This window comes from Pacificibacter marinus, from assembly GCF_900109555.1.
GTDB lineage: Bacteria > Pseudomonadota > Alphaproteobacteria > Rhodobacterales > Rhodobacteraceae > Celeribacter > Celeribacter marinus_C.
In genome coordinates this window covers 85,045-101,567 of sequence record NZ_FNZV01000005.1, presented here as the reverse complement: position 1 = coordinate 101,567, position 16,523 = coordinate 85,045, and the positions used below count along the sequence as shown (strand labels likewise).

15 protein-coding genes and 1 pseudogene are annotated in these 16,523 nt (G+C 52.2%); 5 read left to right on the top strand and 11 right to left on the bottom strand.

Annotated elements, in window-relative coordinates:
• Positions 1 to 197: 197 nt before the first annotated feature.
• The 3 genes from purU to BM025_RS08195 all read right to left on the bottom strand — a co-directional run bounded on the left by purU (position 198) and on the right by BM025_RS08195 (position 2,231).
• Positions 198 to 1,082, bottom strand: a complete 885-nt coding sequence (gene purU / locus BM025_RS08205; RefSeq protein ID WP_085849355.1) for a formyltetrahydrofolate deformylase — start codon at positions 1,080 to 1,082, stop codon at positions 198 to 200.
• 97 nt (positions 1,083 to 1,179) lie between these two features.
• On the bottom strand, positions 1,180 to 1,908 hold the full coding sequence (locus BM025_RS08200; protein ID WP_085849356.1) for an FG-GAP repeat domain-containing protein: 729 nt from the start codon (positions 1,906 to 1,908) through the stop codon (positions 1,180 to 1,182).
• Positions 1,908 to 2,231, bottom strand: coding sequence for a 2Fe-2S iron-sulfur cluster-binding protein (locus tag BM025_RS08195; protein WP_085849357.1), 324 nt, complete (start codon positions 2,229 to 2,231; stop codon positions 1,908 to 1,910). The genes BM025_RS08200 and BM025_RS08195 overlap by 1 nt, the downstream gene beginning before the upstream one ends.
• 255 nt (positions 2,232 to 2,486) lie before the next feature.
• Here BM025_RS08195 and BM025_RS08190 point away from each other — a divergent pair, with 255 nt between their 5' ends.
• Positions 2,487 to 2,945 (top strand): peptidoglycan-binding domain-containing protein, encoded by a 459-nt coding sequence (locus BM025_RS08190; protein ID WP_170842157.1) that lies wholly within the window; start codon positions 2,487 to 2,489, stop codon positions 2,943 to 2,945.
• Between the two features lie 85 nt (positions 2,946 to 3,030).
• Here the strand turns inward: BM025_RS08190 and BM025_RS08185 are convergent, their stop codons facing one another.
• The 5 genes from BM025_RS08185 to rpiA form a co-directional block, all read right to left on the bottom strand.
• Positions 3,031 to 4,512 carry a Do family serine endopeptidase gene (locus BM025_RS08185; protein WP_085849359.1) on the bottom strand — a complete coding sequence of 494 codons (1,482 nt, stop codon included), beginning with the start codon at positions 4,510 to 4,512 and terminating at the stop codon, positions 3,031 to 3,033.
• A gap of 270 nt (positions 4,513 to 4,782) precedes the next feature.
• Positions 4,783 to 5,658: a protease modulator HflC gene (gene hflC / locus BM025_RS08180; RefSeq protein WP_085849360.1), complete on the bottom strand. Its 876-nt coding sequence runs from the start codon at positions 5,656 to 5,658 to the stop codon at positions 4,783 to 4,785.
• On the bottom strand, positions 5,658 to 6,800 hold the full coding sequence (gene hflK / locus BM025_RS08175) for an FtsH protease activity modulator HflK (RefSeq protein ID WP_085849361.1): 1,143 nt from the start codon (positions 6,798 to 6,800) through the stop codon (positions 5,658 to 5,660). The genes hflC and hflK overlap by 1 nt, the downstream gene beginning before the upstream one ends.
• Before the next feature lie 172 nt (positions 6,801 to 6,972).
• Positions 6,973 to 8,334, bottom strand: a complete 1,362-nt coding sequence (gor, locus tag BM025_RS08170; RefSeq protein WP_085849362.1) for a glutathione-disulfide reductase — start codon at positions 8,332 to 8,334, stop codon at positions 6,973 to 6,975.
• 142 nt (positions 8,335 to 8,476) lie between these two features.
• On the bottom strand, positions 8,477 to 9,265 hold the full coding sequence (rpiA, locus tag BM025_RS08165; RefSeq protein ID WP_085849363.1) for a ribose-5-phosphate isomerase RpiA: 789 nt from the start codon (positions 9,263 to 9,265) through the stop codon (positions 8,477 to 8,479).
• A gap of 272 nt (positions 9,266 to 9,537) precedes the next feature.
• Between rpiA and BM025_RS08160 the strand changes: the two genes are divergently transcribed.
• Both BM025_RS08160 and BM025_RS08155 read left to right on the top strand, forming a co-directional pair.
• Positions 9,538 to 9,915, top strand: coding sequence for a YbaN family protein (locus tag BM025_RS08160; protein ID WP_085849364.1), 378 nt, complete (start codon positions 9,538 to 9,540; stop codon positions 9,913 to 9,915).
• Positions 9,916 to 9,957: 42 nt separating this feature from the next.
• Positions 9,958 to 10,860, top strand: a complete 903-nt coding sequence (locus tag BM025_RS08155) for a DMT family transporter (RefSeq protein WP_085849365.1) — start codon at positions 9,958 to 9,960, stop codon at positions 10,858 to 10,860.
• Here BM025_RS08155 and BM025_RS08150 read toward each other — a convergent pair.
• Positions 10,857 to 11,528, bottom strand: a complete 672-nt coding sequence (locus BM025_RS08150; protein WP_085849452.1) for a thiamine diphosphokinase — start codon at positions 11,526 to 11,528, stop codon at positions 10,857 to 10,859. The two genes, BM025_RS08155 and BM025_RS08150, sit on opposite strands and share 4 nt — an antisense overlap.
• A gap of 140 nt (positions 11,529 to 11,668) precedes the next feature.
• On the opposite strand from BM025_RS08150, the gene BM025_RS19175 reads away from it, so the two are divergent.
• Complete coding sequence (locus BM025_RS19175) at positions 11,669 to 14,203, top strand: hypothetical protein (RefSeq protein ID WP_090875303.1); 2,535 nt, start codon at positions 11,669 to 11,671, stop codon at positions 14,201 to 14,203.
• A 90-nt stretch (positions 14,204 to 14,293) separates the two neighbouring features.
• Here the strand turns inward: BM025_RS19175 and BM025_RS08140 are convergent, their stop codons facing one another.
• Both BM025_RS08140 and BM025_RS08135 read right to left on the bottom strand, forming a co-directional pair.
• A complete protein-coding gene (locus tag BM025_RS08140) occupies positions 14,294 to 14,509 on the bottom strand; it encodes a DUF2842 domain-containing protein (RefSeq protein WP_085849367.1) in 216 nt (71 codons plus the stop codon).
• 19 nt (positions 14,510 to 14,528) lie between these two features.
• Positions 14,529 to 15,824 carry an adenylosuccinate synthase gene (locus BM025_RS08135; RefSeq protein ID WP_085849368.1) on the bottom strand — a complete coding sequence of 432 codons (1,296 nt, stop codon included), beginning with the start codon at positions 15,822 to 15,824 and terminating at the stop codon, positions 14,529 to 14,531.
• Positions 15,825 to 15,998: 174 nt separating this feature from the next.
• Between BM025_RS08135 and BM025_RS08130 the strand changes: the two are divergent.
• Positions 15,999 to 16,163: pseudogene (locus BM025_RS08130) on the top strand (Ada metal-binding domain-containing protein); the annotation flags it as partial.
• Positions 16,164 to 16,523 lie beyond the last annotated feature (360 nt).

Here is a 16,523-nt window from a genome sequence, read left to right as displayed (position 1 = left end):
GGTTTCATTTACAGATTGTTAAGGTTAATTCACTACAAAGACCTAAGAACCAATCGGGGAAAACCCGACACACTGAATGATTCAGACGGTAAAAGCCGACGGTGGGTTCCGAAAAGTCAAAAGGCGCGCTCGAACGGTGCGTCTTTTTGTATTTCACAGCTGGGTGCAGCACATCTGTTCAACATGACGCGCAACGCTTACCCCATCCGCTCGGATGCGTAGCTTCCGGGGCTTGCAGGGAAAACCACCGTCTTATTGCCGTTGATGAAAACGCGGTGGTGAATATGGGCATGAATCGCACGTGACAGCACTTGAGCCTCAACATCACGGCCCAATGACACGTAATCATTCGGACTTTGGGCATGGGTGATCCGCACTGTATCTTGCTCAATAATCGGACCTTCGTCTAGATCAGCAGTCACGTAGTGCGCGGTCGCACCTATCAGTTTCACCCCCCGTTCAAACGCCTGTTTATACGGGTTCGCACCCTTGAAAGATGGCAAGAAAGAATGGTGAATATTGATGATGCGGCCCGACATGGCTTGGCACATATCATCAGATAGGATTTGCATGTAACGCGCCAATACAATCAATTCCGCGCCAGTGTCTTTGACCACTTGCATGATCGCGGCTTCGGCTTGCGGTTTGTTTTCTTTGGTCACTTTGATGCAATGGAATGGGATGTCGTGATTGACCACAACCTTTTGATATTCCATGTGATTGGATACCACACCAACAATATCAATCGGCAAAGCGCCAATGCGCCAACGATACAATAGATCATTCAAACAATGGCCAAAGCGCGACACCATCAAGATGACTTTCATCTTTGTGGCCTCGTCATGCATCGCCCAGTTCATATCGAAATCAGCCCCAACGGGGGCAAAGCCTGCCTCAAGCGCAGCCTCGTTATGGCCTTGCTCTGACACAAAGCTCACCCGCATGAAAAACTGTCCGGTGCCCGGATCATCAAACTGCGCGGAATCGGTGATGTTGCAGCCGAGTTCCGCCAATTTACCAGAAATTGCCGCCACGATACCGCGTTTGGATTGGCATGTTACGGTCAAAACATGAGAGGTCATGGGGCGTCTTCCTTGAATTTATTACGTCAGAGCGTTTTGCCATAAGGGGCGCAGAATGCCAGCCCAAAATCATGTGCAACTTGCGCAATCCAGCGCATCACCTGTCATCACAGGCCAAAAATCGCGTAAAGCTATCAGGCCCCACATAGGGCGCGACGCTTGTGCTGTGCAATGTGCCGTCTTGCAGCTGTGTCTCGACGATGGTTTGCCAATTGGAATTTGCGGTCAAAATTACAGGAATCTGTCCCTCACAATCTCGCACACCGCCCTCAATCATCGCGCTGCCAAGATGGTGATTGGTCAAGCCGGTCTTGGAGGCAACTTCCGAGAGTGCCCCCCCAGTTACTTCAACACTCACAAGCAAAATGCGCAGCACTTTGGCCAAATGTGGACGGTCCACATAGGCGATTTCATCAATCCCATCATTGTTAAAATCAGCGACCCCCGCGATGGCCAGCCAGCGATTGCGCGTGCCAATGGGCAAGTTTGATGCAAAAGGCACAAGCGCGCCCTTGCGTAGCGTAAAAATCTGGATGCGCGCACCAGCGTCAAATGTTGACACAACAGTAACAACTTCGGGTGCACCGTCTTTATCAAAATCGTGCAAGCGCGGCGCGATGTCTTCGAACACTGCATCATCATAAGTCAGGCTGAGATTTGTCCCATCGCTGAGCCCCACCTGCAAGCGGGCATATTCCCCGTCTTGAAGCGCGCCATGTCCGTAAACATCCGTTGGTTCAAGATACTGTGCTGACACAATATTTTGCGCCAAAACCGGAGCGGCAACAAGGGCCGTGCCCGCAATGACGACGGCCCCAAGCCACATCAGATTTGTTTTTCAGGCAGGTTCACAACCAAGCCTTCCAAAGCGTCAGTGACTTTAATCTGGCACGTCAAACGCGACCGCGCTGGGTCTGGCTGAAAGGCGAAATCAAGCATGTCTTCTTCCATCGGATCCATAGGGTCCAATTTGTCCACCCATTCTGGGGCAACATAAACGTGGCACGTGGAACACGCACAAGCGCCACCACAATCCGCATCGATGCCCGGCACGCCATTGTCGCGCGCGCCTTCCATAACGGTCCGACCATTTGGCACGTCAACGACATGCTCTGCGCCACCGAATTCGATGTAAGTGATTTTTGCCATCGGGAATCCTATCTTTCGTCAACTAAAGTTGCGCAGAAACTATAGTGCTCAAGCCCGCATGAAAAGGGCGCATTGCGGTGACACAGACGCGCACGGCAGTCGGCGCTTTCACCAAGGTCATTTTAGCGCTATGATTTGCCGAATGATCCTAAATGGACGTGCGAAAACATGTTACAGGTCCCACCTCACACTGCGCGCCCCGCCCTGCGTCTATGCGCGGCTCTTACGGTTTTTTTGGGGACTGCGGCGTGTCAAATGACCCCGCCCACAGATGATATCGTACGCGCTTACGAAACGGCATTCGCCCCACCTGGCGCCGATCCAAATGCGTGTTTTGGGCGACACACCACCCCTGCGATCGTGGAAACTGTGACCGAACAAGTTCTGGTTCAACCGCCACAAGTCAATGCCGATGGTTCTGTGTCTTATCCTGCGACGTATCGTACTGAAACCCGCCAAGAAATCGTGCGTGAGCGCAAAGAATTGTGGTTTGAAACGCCGTGTTCTGAAACGTTGACGCCTGAGTTTATCAGCTCTGTGCAGCGCGCTTTGGCCGTACGCGAGGTTTATAGCGGCCCCACTACAGGCAAGTTGGATCGCGCCACACGCCGCGCCATTCGTGCCTATCAAAAAGCGCAAGGACTGGACAGTGACGTGTTGTCGTTGGCCGCGGCCCGCAAGCTTGGCTTGATAGCACAGCCGCGGACGCCGTAACAAAACACGACGGCCCAGATGCAAAAAGGGCGCCCCGCGGGACGCCCTTTTTTTAATCGCTTTTCAAATCACACGGTGTGAGTTGTTATTCGTCTACACCAAGAGCCACAAACCGTGGCTCACCTGCGCGGCGCACCAATAACAGAACCGTTTTGCGACCCGCCTCACGTGCAGCGTCTACGCGCGTTTTCAGATCATCGGCGCTGGCAATTGGTTCTTGTCCCGCTTCGACAATCACATCGCCAGACCGCAGTCCTTTGGTGAAGGCTTCGGATGTTTCATCAACATCAACCACAGCCAAACCATCGGTGCCGTTCACAACACCAAGCTGTTCGCGCAACTCGTCTGTCAAAGGAGTCACAGTCAATCCAAACAATGTTTCATCTGGCGCTGGGGTCATTTCTTCGACGTCGGCTGTTGGAAAGGCCACGTTTTCAGCATCTTCACGACGGCCCAATGTGACCATCAGTGTCTTGGTTTTTCCATCACGGAACACCACAACACGCACGGCTTTACCCACTTCGGTTTCACCCACGGTGCGCACCAAAGCATTGGCGTCTTCGACGTTTTTGCCGTCAAATGATGTGATAACATCGCCAGCTTCGATACCTGCATCCTTGGATGGCCCATCTGGTACATCGGTGATCAAAGCCCCTGAGGCCGCTTCAAGACCCATAGCTTCAGCGACATCTTCTGAGACGTTTTGGATTTTCACACCCAACCAGCCACGGCGTGTTTCACCAAATTCAGTCAATTGGCTAGTCACGCGTTTCACGACGTTGGACGCCATAGAAAAGCCGATGCCGATAGAGCCGCCATTGGGGGACAAAATCGCAGTGTTCACGCCAATCACTTCGCCGTCCATGTTGAACAACGGACCACCAGAGTTACCACGGTTGATCGCCGCATCGGTTTGGATGTAGTCGTCATACGCACCTTGCAGCGCGCGGCCCCGTTGGGACACGATGCCTGCGGAGATTGAGAAACCTTGGCCAAGCGGGTTGCCCATAGCCATCACCCAATCGCCCATTCGTGCCACATCACTGTCGCCGAAAGAGACGAATTTCAGTGGTTTGTCGCTTTCAACTTTCAGCACTGCAATGTCTGTTTTGGGATCAGTACCGACAAGTGTGGCGGGCAATGTGCCGCCTTCAAAAAATTCGATTTCAATCTCGTCGGCCCCTTCAATCACGTGATTGTTGGTAACGATATAGCCATCTTCGGAAATGACAAAACCGGACCCAAGCGCATTGCTGCGGCGTGGCGCGCGATTGCCGTCATTGCCCCCACGGTCCATGAAGTCTTTGAAAAAATCTTCGAATGGCGAACCTTTTGGCACCATTGGAGCGGTGTCGGTTGAGGCTTCGACGATTGTCGTTGTCGTGATATTCACAACCGCAGGGCTGACCTTTTCCGCCAGATCCGCAAAGCTTTCCGGTGCACCGCGTGCATCAGCGGCACCTGCTTGCAGCAGCAGCGCAAGCGCGCCAACGAACCCCACGAACAGCATCCGTAAATCGGTGCCTCGCGCATGGTTGTTAAATGGAATGGCTATTGCCTTGGTCATAGGACTCTTTCCTCCGTGATGAGCGCGATCGCATTTTTCGCGCTCCGCTTAACTCTAACGTCAAGGGTAAAGATAAGCACGATACGCCGCAACTCAATGTCAATCGCGTTCATTCAAGAGCATGTGATCACAGTGTGAAATGTGAAAGTGGGAAAAACGGTCAACTTTTCCCTGTTTGTTCCATTTGATATGTCTGAGTTTGATAAAAAAATGGCAAAATAAAAGGGCCGATGCATGCACCGGCCCTTAGAATGAATTGTGTTTTTGGGGTTACTTGCCTGTTGAAGACTTCAAGTAGTCAAAGAATTCAGACTCTGGCGAGATCACCATAGTGGTTGTATCCCCAGTCAAACCAGCACGGTACGCGTTCAAAGACCGGTAGAATTCAAAGAATTCGGGGTCAGCACCAAAAGCGTCAGCAAAGGTACGGTTGCGCTCTGCATCGGCTTCACCACGGGCGATTTCCGCTTGGCGACGTGCAATGGATTCAAGTTCGACCACAGTCCGGTCGGCTTGTGCCCGTACACGTTGGGCCGCTTCTTCACCACGCGCTCGCTCATCAGCAGCTTCACGTTCACGTTCCGCCCGCATCCGTGCGAATGTCGCGTCCAAGTTTTGCTCTGGCAGGTTGGTTTGCTTGAGACGCACATCCAAGATGTCGACCCCCAACTGAGCTGCGCGCGCATCGGCTTGTTCGGTGATTTGATCCATCAAGACAGTCCGCTCAGCTGAAAGGATCGTGTTGGATGTCACACCATCCGCACCCAAAACAGCACGAATACGGTCAATGAGGATGCCCTCAAGATCGACCTCGGCTTTGCGCATGCCGCCTGTGGACACAGCGCGTTTGAATTTCACCACGTCAACAATACGGTAGCGTGCAAAAGCATCTACCACGAGGCGACGATCATCAGATGGCGTCACTTCGGTTTCTGCCGTTTCAAGCGACAAAATCCGGTCATCGTAGTATTCTACGCTTTGGATAAATGGAATTTTGAAAGCCAAGCCGGGGTCTTCTTTAACGGCTTTAATTTGACCGAACTGAATGACCAAAGCTTTTTCACGTTCATCCACGATGAACAGAGAAGACAAAACCAAAAAGGCGATCACGATGAGGCCGATGGCACTTACGAGAAGCTTATTCATTAATTTGTCCCCGCTGTTTTCTTGAGTTCATTGAGCGGCAGATATGGCACAACGCCAGATCCTTCGGCACCTTCATCCAAGATGATTTTATCAATGCCGCTGTAAACCTCTTCGATGGTTTCTAGGTACAGACGCTTGCGTGTCACCTCTGGTGCGTTCTGGTATTCCCCCAAAACAGCTGTGAAACGCGATGCTTCACCCTGAGCTTCGTTGACGACGCGGGCACGATAACCTTCGGCCTCTTCAAGGATTTGCGCAGATGTACCACGTGCGCCCGCCACTACAGTATTGGCATAGGCATCAGCTTGACGTTCCAAACGGTCACGTTCTTGTTCGGCAGCTTGCACATCGCGGAACGCGTTGATCACTTCTTCTGGCGGATCGGCTTTATCGAGGTTGACACGCACGATAGAAATACCAGCATCCAGATCGTCCAACGTGGATTGGATCAGTGTTTTAGCGGTGTCCGAAATCAAACCACGGTCGCGGTTTAAAATTGGAGACAGTTCTGATGACGCAATGATTTCACGCATCGAGGATTCAGACACAGCCCGCACAGTTTCGCGTGGGTATGCAAGGTTAAACAGGTACTTGGATGAATCGTTGATGTTCCAAACAACTTGGAAATCGATGTCCACGATGTTTTCATCCGTGGTCAACATCAAGCCATCATCACCCGTGGATACCGTACCAATGCTTTCAGAGCGTTGCCCTGTTACATTGACCAATTCGTGGGTCACAATCGGCCAAGGGGCAAATTTCAGACCCTCGGTTGTAGTGCGGTGATATTGACCTAAGAAAAGCTCAACACCGTTTTGTTCGGTTTGCACAGTGTAAAACGAGCTGAACAACCAAATGCCAACTGCGCCAACAACACCCAGTGCGATTAGCCCCTTAGGAACTCCGCCCTGCCCGCTTGGACCACCGGAGCCAGAGCCATTGCCCCCACCTTTGCCGCCCATCAGAACCTTAAGATACTCGTTGCCCTTGTTGAGCATCTGGTCAATCTCAGGGATTTGGGTTTGATTGCCGCCTGGACGACGATCGCCGCCTGTAGGCTTTTCGCGATCATTATCCGAAGATCCGTTGCCGCGATTTCCGCCGCCGCCTGATCCCCATGGTCCGCCGTTGTTGCTGGCCATTTAGGTCTCTTCCTCTCTCAAAAACTTATGACACTGGGGCGCGATATCGCCCAAGGTCATTGCTCGTGTTTAAAATGTTCTTTTTATGGGCAGGTTTCAAGGGCAGCGCGCACTGGCGCACTGCAATTGTGTGTTTTTCCACAATATATTCGCCAATACTTTGACGTAGGACCTATTTGTGGACCCGCACAGGCTCTTTCATCAGCACAATCTCTTCTGCCATGGTCGGATGCACCGCCACTGTGGCATCGAAATCTTCCTTGGTGGCGCCCATTTTTACAGCGACTCCCGCCAATTGAATCATTTCGCCAGCATGAGGCGCGATGATGTGACAGCCCAGCACTTTGCGCGTGTTGGAACACACGATAAGTTTAAACATCACCCGTTCGTTTTTGCCGATGAACGCATTTTGCATTGGGCGGAACGCTGCGGAATACACTTCGATAGGGCCGTCTTCGCGCGCTTGCTCTTCGGTGAGGCCAACTGTGCCATATTCGGGCTGAGTGAAAATCGCAGACGGCACATTGGCGTGATCCGGCGTCATTGGATTGCCTTTGAACACGGTTTCATGAAAGGCCACAGCTTCGCGGATTGCCACAGGCGTCAATTGAATACGGTTCGTCACATCGCCCACGGCATAGATCGAGGGGATATTGGTTTGGCTGTACGCGTCGACCACAACTTCACCCGCGCGCCCCTGTGTAACGCCCGCCTGTTCAAGTCCTAGCCCATTGGTGTTGGGCGTGCGGCCTGTCGCGTAGAGCACCACATCAAACACTTTGGTTTTACCATCGGTGGATTTGACATGCAGCCCGTCGTCTTTTTTGTCGATGCGTTCCACATCGGTGCCGACATGCAGGTTCACGCCCTGCTCAGCAATCAGTTCAGCAATATGCCCGCGCGCTTCGTCATCAAAGCCGCGCAAAATCTGCGCACCACGATAGTATTGCGAGGTCTCAGTGCCCAAACCGTTAAAAATACAAGCAAACTCAGACGCGATGTAACCACCGCCAACGATCAAGATGCGTTTTGGCAATTCAGGGATGTCGAAGATTTCGTTAGAGGTGATCGCATGTTCGATACCAGGAATAGTGTCGGGCACGAATGGCGTGCCGCCTGTGGCGATCAAGATATGTTTCGCCGTGATTTCTGTGCCATCGGCCAAAACAACCGTGTGCGCATCTTTAACAGTGGCACGTTGGTGGAAAATCTCGACACCCGCATTGCCCGCATTTTTAGTATAGATCGCTTCAAGACGTGACAGTTCGGCTGACAAGCGCTCTTGGAAAGACGCCCAATTGAAATCGCCGATGGAAATATCCCAACCATATTCGGCGGCCTCTTTGGCGGCACCAGAATACTGTGAAGCAAAGACCATTAGCTTTTTGGGCACACAACCACGAATGACACAGGTGCCGCCCATGCGAAACTCTTCGGCCAAGGCCGCTTTCGCGCCCCCTGCCGCTGTAAGCCTTGCAGCGCGCACACCGCCAGAACCACCACCGATTACAAAGAGATCAAAGTCAAAAGCCATCTGTCATCACCCAATTTGGAATATTTCTAAACTTGGTCCTAGATGTAATCATAGCGCACCCAAAACAAAACCCCGCAGAGACCTGCGGGGCATAACTTTCCGTGACGTGCTGCAATATTTAGGCGCGGCGCATCTGTGTGCTTTAATCACCCATGTCGGAAAAGATGTTTTCGTTTTCCGCAAAGTGCACCAAGCCTTCTGTGGTTTCGCCTGAATTGATATCATGCGTTTCAACACGCCCATCGCCGTGACCAATGACCACTACATCGCAGATATCAATGAACAAACCGTTTTCAACAACGCCCGGGATTTGATTAAGGATCAACGCCAATTGACGCGCGTTGCCAATGCGCTGCACATGCAAGTCAATGATATGATTACCTTCATCCGTGACATAAGGTGTGGCTCCATTCATCCGCAACGTGGTCCGCTGCCCCAACACATCCATCGATACCAATGTTTCTTCGATCAACGCTTTGGTGGTCTGCCAGCCAAAGGGGATCACTTCGACGGGCAAAGGAAACGCGCCCAGCGTGTCGACCTGTTTGGACACATCTGAAATCACGATCATCTGATCTGATGCTGTGGCCACGATTTTTTCTTGCAACAAAGCGCCACCGCCGCCTTTGATCAAGTTCAGCTCTGCATCAAATTCATCCGCCCCATCGATGGTGAGATCAAGCCATTTGGCCTCATCCAGCGAGATCACTTTGATGCCTTCTTGACGGGCCAATTCTGCGGTGCGGGTTGACGTGGGCACGCCCACAATTTTCAAGCCATCATTGCGCACCATTTCGCCCAAAAGTCGCACCATCCAAAAGGCGGTGGACCCTGTGCCCAGCCCAAGTTTCATACCGTCTTCGACAAACTCAACTGCACGTTTGGCGGCAACAAATTTAGCGGTGTCGATCGGGGAAAGAGTGTCAGACATGGGCGGCTCTCCGAGGTTATATGCGCCCAGCGTCTATGAACAATCACGGGCACGAGCAAAAAAGGATGGCTGGCCCAGTTCAGGCGCAGATGGAATCGATGCCCTTATAAGCGGCAGTTCCACGTGGTGATAGGGTGAAACAGTCCAGAAATAGGCACATCGCTCTTGAAATAGCAAAGCGGCACCACAGGTGTGGTAAACGCAGTTTTGCACATCTATACCCAGCAAAAAGACATGTCGTTCACGCTACACAGATGGATACCGTAAAACCAATGGCCCGCCCCCATCAAACCCTTCAAAAATTTATGCACCTAGCTCTGGGATGGATATGTGTCGGACTTGGTATAATAGGGGCCGTTTTGCCCGTGATGCCGACAACTGTGTTTCTTATTCTGGCAGCGTTCTTTTTCACCAAAGGATCGCCACGTATTCGCCATTGGTTGATCTCACACCCCACACTTGGCCCGCCCATTCAAAATTGGGAAGACACAGGTTCGATTGCGCCTAGGGTCAAACTTTTGGCTCTGTCGATGATGGGGTTCACTTTGGGGGCAGCGATTGTGTTTGCTGCGCCGATCAAGATCCTTGTGATCCAAGCCCTGTGCATGTCTGCAGCGGCCCTGTACATCCTAACACGGCCCAATGCGTAAAACCCCACTTGTGATTTGATCTTGTGTGGCTCTAATTGCCAAATGAACACTGATCGCATAATTTTGGGCATCCTTTGCATGCTCGCCTTTACGGCCACGGCACCGCTGATGGATGCCTGTGCCAAAATCGCATCCGAATTTCACCCCACAGGGCAGATCGCTGTCGCACGCTATGTGGTGCAAGGTGCCATTGTGCTGCCCATCGCGCTGTCTTTAGGGTTGAGTTGGCGTATTTCGCGCCGTGACTGGGGACTTTTGGCCCTGCGCGCAATATTCACTTTGGGATCCACGATCACCTTTGTTTGGGCCGTCAGTGTTATGCCTTTGGCCGATGCTTTGGCCATCGTTTTTATAGAGCCCTTCATCTTGATGTTTATGGGCTGGGTGTTCTTGGGCGAACAAGTCGGTCCGCGCCGCATCATTGCATCGGCGGTGGGGTTTTTAGGGGCTATGATTGTTGTACAGCCGGGCATTTTGGCCTTTGGCTATGTCGCGCTTTTGCCTTTGGCCACGGGGTTTCTCTTTGCGGCTTACATGTTGGTCACACGCCAATTGCGCACGCACCCGCCCCTCGTTTTACAATCAGCGACCTCAGGGCTGGCTTTGCTGTTCACCATCCCTCTGTTGTTTATATTTGAAGGCCAAGGCGGCATGTTTGACGCGGTTATGCCCAGTGGCAGGATGTGGATATATCTTGCAGCGATCGGGGTTATGGCCACTGTATCGCACCTGTTCTTGACGTTTTCTTTGCGCTTTGCCCCCTCTGCCACGATTGCTCCCCTGTCCTATGCGGAAATGGCCTTTGCGACGGCGATTGGATTTTTCGTGTTTGGCGATTTTCCGTCCCCCGCCACGTGGGTCGGGGTGACACTGATCGTCGGATCGGGGCTATATCTGGTGCACCGCGAACACGTCTTGTCTCAACACGCAAAATCTGCGGCCTAATCCACGCGCACGTTCAGCGCATCCAAAAGGCGTGGCAATGTGTGTCGCGGTAGAATCAGCAACATGCCATCATCGTAGAATTCCAAATCTACAGTTTTGTCGCTTGCCTCATTTGAAGTGCCGATCCGCCCCCCCGGCGCAAAGGCAATATTTTCAATCGGCCACAACAAACCAGAGCTGGCACCCGCCACAGGTTTAAGCGGAAACAGCGATACCCGTGTCCCGACCTCAAGCTCAAGCCGCAACTGTCGCGGGGCGTGCAGGCAAATGTCATACTCCCCCACAATAAGGCAGCGTTTTTCGGGAAAGCGCACCAATGTGTTATAGACAGACAGTTCATGATCGATCCGCGCGCCCATAAACCCAACACCTAAAATAAGCGGAGCGTCCACGCGGGACAGGCATTTTTCAAAGTCTGTGCTATCTTGTTCGGCAATATGGTGCAAAATTTCAGACGGCATCTGTTTGCGCATGTCACTCGATAGACTGTCAAAATCGCCGATCACAGCCTTTGGCATATACCCGTATTCAAGCGCAGTCTGCGCAGCCCCATCGGCCGCCACCAAGTGCGGTGCCAGCGTTAACGCATGGGAAAGCGTTGCAGGTTCAACCTTGCCACCCCCAAGAAGAGTAACGCCGATTGTCGATGAAAGGACTGTGTTTTTCATAAAATGGTTATGCGGCATTAACCATCTTGCCACAATTAGAACACGAAATAATCAATGTCTTTTCTTGGTTTTGTGCCAATTTGCGAACCAATTCATGGTAAATATGTCTTTGCTGAGCAAGAGCAGAAAGCGAGTCAAGCATGGTAAGTGATAGTAAAATCCTGACGGTATCCTATGGAACCTTCTCCTGTACGTTGGAAGGTTTCGATGATCCGTTCTCAACGATGCGCGGCATTGCCGAGTATTTTAGAGACCTTGCGGCAGATGACCGCTACTTCGGCGCGGAACCTCCGACGCCAGACGCCAACATGCTGCATTCTATTGCAGAAAAGGAAATTCAGCGTCGCGTCGAAGCCAAAGTGCAAGGCAACGGCGTTGTTTTGCGTCAAATCGATGCCGACTCAGAAGACACATCTTTTATGTCCCAATCGAGCGGGGCTGCTCAGCCCGCTCATTCCGAGGATCACAAAGCCGCGCCATCTGAAAAATCCAAAAAGAAAAAGGCCAAAAAAGCTGGGAAACCCGGCAATACGCGTGCCTTGAAACGCAAAGCTGCTGCAAAGGCGAAAACCAACGCGATTGGTGGTGATACTCTGTCCGCATCCATGATCCATAAAGATCAAGACGAGACAAACACCCAGATTTCTGACCTCAATCAACCAGATGCGCATGAGCCAGATATCAGCGGACCAGACAACGCGGTCTACGCACATGCTGATACCAGCCACAATGCCACACAAGATGACGCGCAAGATGCGATCCGCGCGCCACAAAGCTTGATGTCAGGTGCCCCCGTGCAAGCGGCGGAAACGGCCTCAATCGCTGATAAACTTGAACGCATTCGTGCTGCCGTGTCCCAGCGCAACATCTCGGAATATGCCGAAGATCAACATGCCACGGATTCTTTTGAGCCCGCGCAGGATATTCAAAAACAAGACCCTGCCGCAGATATGATCTCAGATACTGAAATGTCTGCGCAACCAGAGACATCTGAACCAGATGCAAAATTGGCAGCACAAGCCAAAGCGGCCGCCGAACGCAGAGCGGCCAAAATCGCACGCAGAAAGCGGATGAGAGCTGCAGTACAGGCCAAAGCCAAAGCTGCCGCAGCAGCGGAACTGGCACAAAGCGAAGTTGCTGAGGTTGCTGAGGTTGCTGAGGTTGCTGAGGTTGCTGAGGTTGCTGAGGTTGCTGAGGAAGTGCTTGAGCACAGCCCAGAAAACACAACCTCCGACAGCGATTCTATAGACAACATTCTATCCGCCCTAAACGCAGACACGCCGGATGAACCACAATCTCTGCCCGCAGGCGAAACTGCTGACCTGCATGACATCGACACAACGTTGGCAGCCGATATTGCCGAAGCGACAGCTACGCCTGAAGTCGACGAACCAGTTGCAATAGATGTTCCTGATCCACAGCGTCGCGTACGAGCGCGCGTGATTAAAATGCGCCGCTCAGACGCCAACGATGTATCAGAAAACGCAACCAATGTTGATTCACAAGAACAGGCACAAGATTTTGACCCCGCAGCCTTTGCAGCCAAAATGAACGACGAAACAACACCGGATGAAGTCAAACCTGCGCCTCACGTCGACGAAGATAACTTGGCCGCACTTTTGCGCAAGGAACTTGGCGAATCGTCTTTGGATGATGATGCCGAAGATGAGCTGATGCGCGAATTGGCAGAAGTCACCGCCGACTCTGATGGGGAAATCGAAGTCGCGGCGGACATCATTTCAGACGATCAAGATACGGACGACCAAGGCCGTGACGATGATGTAGTTGCTCAGCAGGATGAAACCCCTGTTGATGACATCCCTGTTAATGACGGCTCTACTGTTGACGAGACCGCTGGCGACAACGACTTTCGTACGATTGCCGAAAACGAAGACGATACACAGATCTCAGACGAAAATGACGAAGACGAAACACGCAACATCTTTGATGCCTCAGACGCCTCTATGTCTCGTCTGCTCGACACAGCAGAGCGCGAAATGGAAGACGGTGCAAACACACGTCGTCGCAACGCTATCCAGCATTTGAAAGCAGCTGTGGCGGCAACACGCGCCGAGCAAAATGACGCGCCCTTGTCTGATGAACAAAAAGATGCGGAAGAAGCCGTCGCCTACAAAGAAGATCTTGCCCGTGTGGTGCGCCCGCGTCACCCAAGTGAAGCAACAAAGTCCATCCAGCGCCGCCTTGCCCCTTTGATGTTGGTCTCGGAACAACGCATTGATGCGCAGCCTGACACCGTGCAAGGCGCAAATATCACCCCAGTACGTCCGCGCCGCGTGTCTTCTGCCGCCCTTGCGATACAAGAAAATGAACACCTTGAGGCACCACAGCCGCAGCCCACGCGCAGACCGCAAATTATGGCACCAAAAGGCCCAGGAAATTTTGCTGATTACGTTGAAACCGTTGGCGCCGAAAACTTGAGTGAAGTGCTTGAAGCCGCCGCGGCCTATTCAAACTTTATTGAAGGCCGTGAAACTGTAACACGTCCGCAAATCATGCGTTTGGCCAGCCAAGCCATGGCAGAAGAACTCCCCTTAGAAGACCGCTTGCGGTCCTTTGGGCAGCTTTTACGCCAAGGCAAAATTCGCAAAATCAAACGGGGCCAATTTGTTGTCGCCGATGGCACTCGGTTTAAACCAGACGCACAAGCCAGCTAAATCGGACTTGAGTCGCAGACATACGAAAGGCCGCCATATAGGGCGGCCTTTTTCTTTGGATATAAGTCACTGAACAGCGTTTAAACCGTGCTATTCATCTGGATCGGGTTGACCGATCCCCATGAACACCGATTTCAACGGAATGGCCCAAAGCAACCCCATGCCAACATAGATCGCCAGTTCGACCAAAATCGATGGCCGCTCAAACAAGCTGGTGAGTTTCCAACACAGCGCGATATAGACAGGCACCCCCACCACAAGCACCAAAAGAGCCACGCGACGACGCGCTTTGTAGGATAGGGCCATCTCAATCAATCCTTGTCTATCAATCTTCGAACGGGTCAGTGACCAGAATCGTATCTTCGCGCTCAGGTGATGTGGATAACATCGCAACAGGGCAGCCAATCAATTCTTCGACACGGCGCACGTATTTCACCGCATTTGCAGGCAGATCGTTCCAAGAGCGCGCGCCCTCAGTCGATTCAGACCAACCGGGCATTTCCTCATAAATCGGTTTGCAGCGCGCTTGTTGATCAGCCGCTGTTGGCAAGTAATCCAATGTCTTACCATCAAGATCATAGCCAACACAGATTTTCAGTGTCTCAAAACCGTCCAAAACGTCGAGTTTGGTGAATGAAATTCCGTTCACGCCAGACGTCGCACAGGTTTGGCGCACAAGCACGGCATCAAACCAACCACAGCGCCGTTTGCGCCCCGTGTTGGTGCCAAATTCATGACCGCGTTCGCCCAAGCGTTGACCATCTGCGTCGTTCAATTCAGCAGGGAAAGGTCCCTCGCCCACGCGTGTGGTGTACGCTTTGACAATGCCCAAAACGTAATCAATCGCGCCAGGCCCCATGCCAACACCTGTCGCGGCTTGACCCGCGATCACATTAGATGAAGTCACAAACGGGTATGTGCCAAAATCAATGTCCAAAAGCGCGCCTTGTGCGCCCTCAAACAAGATACGTTTGCCAGCTTTGCGTTTTTCAGCGAGCACTTTCCAAACGGGTGCCGCGTATTGCAAAATCTGCGGTGCAATCTCTTGCAGCTGTGCAATCAAAGCATCGCGGTCCACAGGGGCAATGCCCAGACCTTTGCGCAGCGGATTGTGATGCTGCAGCGCACGATCAACATGAGCGATCAACGTCGTCTCGTCGCCCAAATCAGCAACGCGCACAGAGCGACGGCCAACTTTGTCTTCGTAAGCTGGCCCGATACCACGACCCGTTGTGCCGATTTTCGTGCCCTGCGACGCGGCTTCTTCGCGTGCGCGATCAAGTTCGCCGTGGATTGGCAAAATGAGCGGTGTGTTTTCCGCGATCATCAGATTTTCGGGGGAAATATCCACACCCTGTTTCTGAATAGACGCGATTTCTTTCACAAGATGCCATGGATCAAGCACAACACCGTTGCCGATCACAGACAGTTTCCCGCCACGCACAACGCCAGATGGCAGCGCAGCAAGTTTGTACACTGTCCCATCAATAACGAGCGTGTGACCCGCGTTATGACCGCCTTGGAAACGTGCAATCACATCTGCACGCTCAGAAAGCCAGTCTACAATCTTGCCTTTACCCTCGTCACCCCATTGGGCGCCGACTACGACGACGTTTGCCATATCCTAATTCCTTTGGATTGGATGAAACCCGCGTCGGTATAGCCATTGGTGCGCTGTGATGAAACCTTAAAAGGGCACATCATGCCGCTTCGCCGCAATTGATTTGACCAATTGACTGAAATTGACGCCCGTTTTTCGGCGGACAGCGTAATTTTCACTCCCTAAGCTTGTGTCATGACCTTATTTGCCCTGCCTGATTCCGAAACGCTTTACACCGCTCTTGTGGCACGAGACCCGTCTTACGAAGGGCGTGCTTTTGTCGGCGTGTCATCCACCGGCATCTTTTGCAGGCTCACCTGCCCTGCGCGCAAACCCAAGCCCGAGAATTGCACCTTTTACAAACAGAGACTGATTATCACGCCAGACAGGATTTGATGCGATGCCGCTAAACATAGCGGCACGACCAAGATCCGACGCATAAGCCAAGATTACGTATTTTGATGCCGCTTAAAGGCCCAATCAAAGAGCATATCATTGTTGAAAAGCACCCAAATGATACAGCACATTGCAGCCGCAAAAAACACGGCAACAGTGGCATCCAATCGGCGGTGGGTTTCGTGCAAACGCATCCACGTCGTTCTGCTACTGTGTCCCAACGACACAAATTTAGCGGAACATCCCCTTGAATCAATAAAAGTTTGACCTCATTTGCCTTAGAGCAGGGTCAAGGGGTTGCGCGCCTCGCGCATTTTACCTAAA

Excerpts from the sequence above, each read along its gene's own strand:
- purU (WP_085849355.1), bottom strand. The coding sequence starts at position 1,082 with ATGACCTCTCATGTTTTGACCGTAACATGCCAATCCAAACGCGGTATC.
- BM025_RS08200 (WP_085849356.1), bottom strand. The coding sequence starts at position 1,908 with ATGTGGCTTGGGGCCGTCGTCATTGCGGGCACGGCCCTTGTTGCCGCT.
- BM025_RS08195 (WP_085849357.1), bottom strand. The coding sequence starts at position 2,231 with ATGGCAAAAATCACTTACATCGAATTCGGTGGCGCAGAGCATGTCGTT.
- BM025_RS08190 (WP_170842157.1), top strand. The coding sequence starts at position 2,487 with ATGACCCCGCCCACAGATGATATCGTACGCGCTTACGAAACGGCATTC.
- BM025_RS08185 (WP_085849359.1), bottom strand. The coding sequence starts at position 4,512 with ATGACCAAGGCAATAGCCATTCCATTTAACAACCATGCGCGAGGCACC.
- hflC (WP_085849360.1), bottom strand. The coding sequence starts at position 5,658 with ATGAATAAGCTTCTCGTAAGTGCCATCGGCCTCATCGTGATCGCCTTT.
- hflK (WP_085849361.1), bottom strand. The coding sequence starts at position 6,800 with ATGGCCAGCAACAACGGCGGACCATGGGGATCAGGCGGCGGCGGAAAT.
- gor (WP_085849362.1), bottom strand. The coding sequence starts at position 8,334 with ATGGCTTTTGACTTTGATCTCTTTGTAATCGGTGGTGGTTCTGGCGGT.
- rpiA (WP_085849363.1), bottom strand. The coding sequence starts at position 9,265 with ATGTCTGACACTCTTTCCCCGATCGACACCGCTAAATTTGTTGCCGCC.
- BM025_RS08160 (WP_085849364.1), top strand. The coding sequence starts at position 9,538 with ATGGCCCGCCCCCATCAAACCCTTCAAAAATTTATGCACCTAGCTCTG.
- BM025_RS08155 (WP_085849365.1), top strand. The coding sequence starts at position 9,958 with ATGAACACTGATCGCATAATTTTGGGCATCCTTTGCATGCTCGCCTTT.
- BM025_RS08150 (WP_085849452.1), bottom strand. The coding sequence starts at position 11,528 with ATGAAAAACACAGTCCTTTCATCGACAATCGGCGTTACTCTTCTTGGG.
- BM025_RS19175 (WP_090875303.1), top strand. The coding sequence starts at position 11,669 with ATGGTAAGTGATAGTAAAATCCTGACGGTATCCTATGGAACCTTCTCC.
- BM025_RS08140 (WP_085849367.1), bottom strand. The coding sequence starts at position 14,509 with ATGGCCCTATCCTACAAAGCGCGTCGTCGCGTGGCTCTTTTGGTGCTT.
- BM025_RS08135 (WP_085849368.1), bottom strand. The coding sequence starts at position 15,824 with ATGGCAAACGTCGTCGTAGTCGGCGCCCAATGGGGTGACGAGGGTAAA.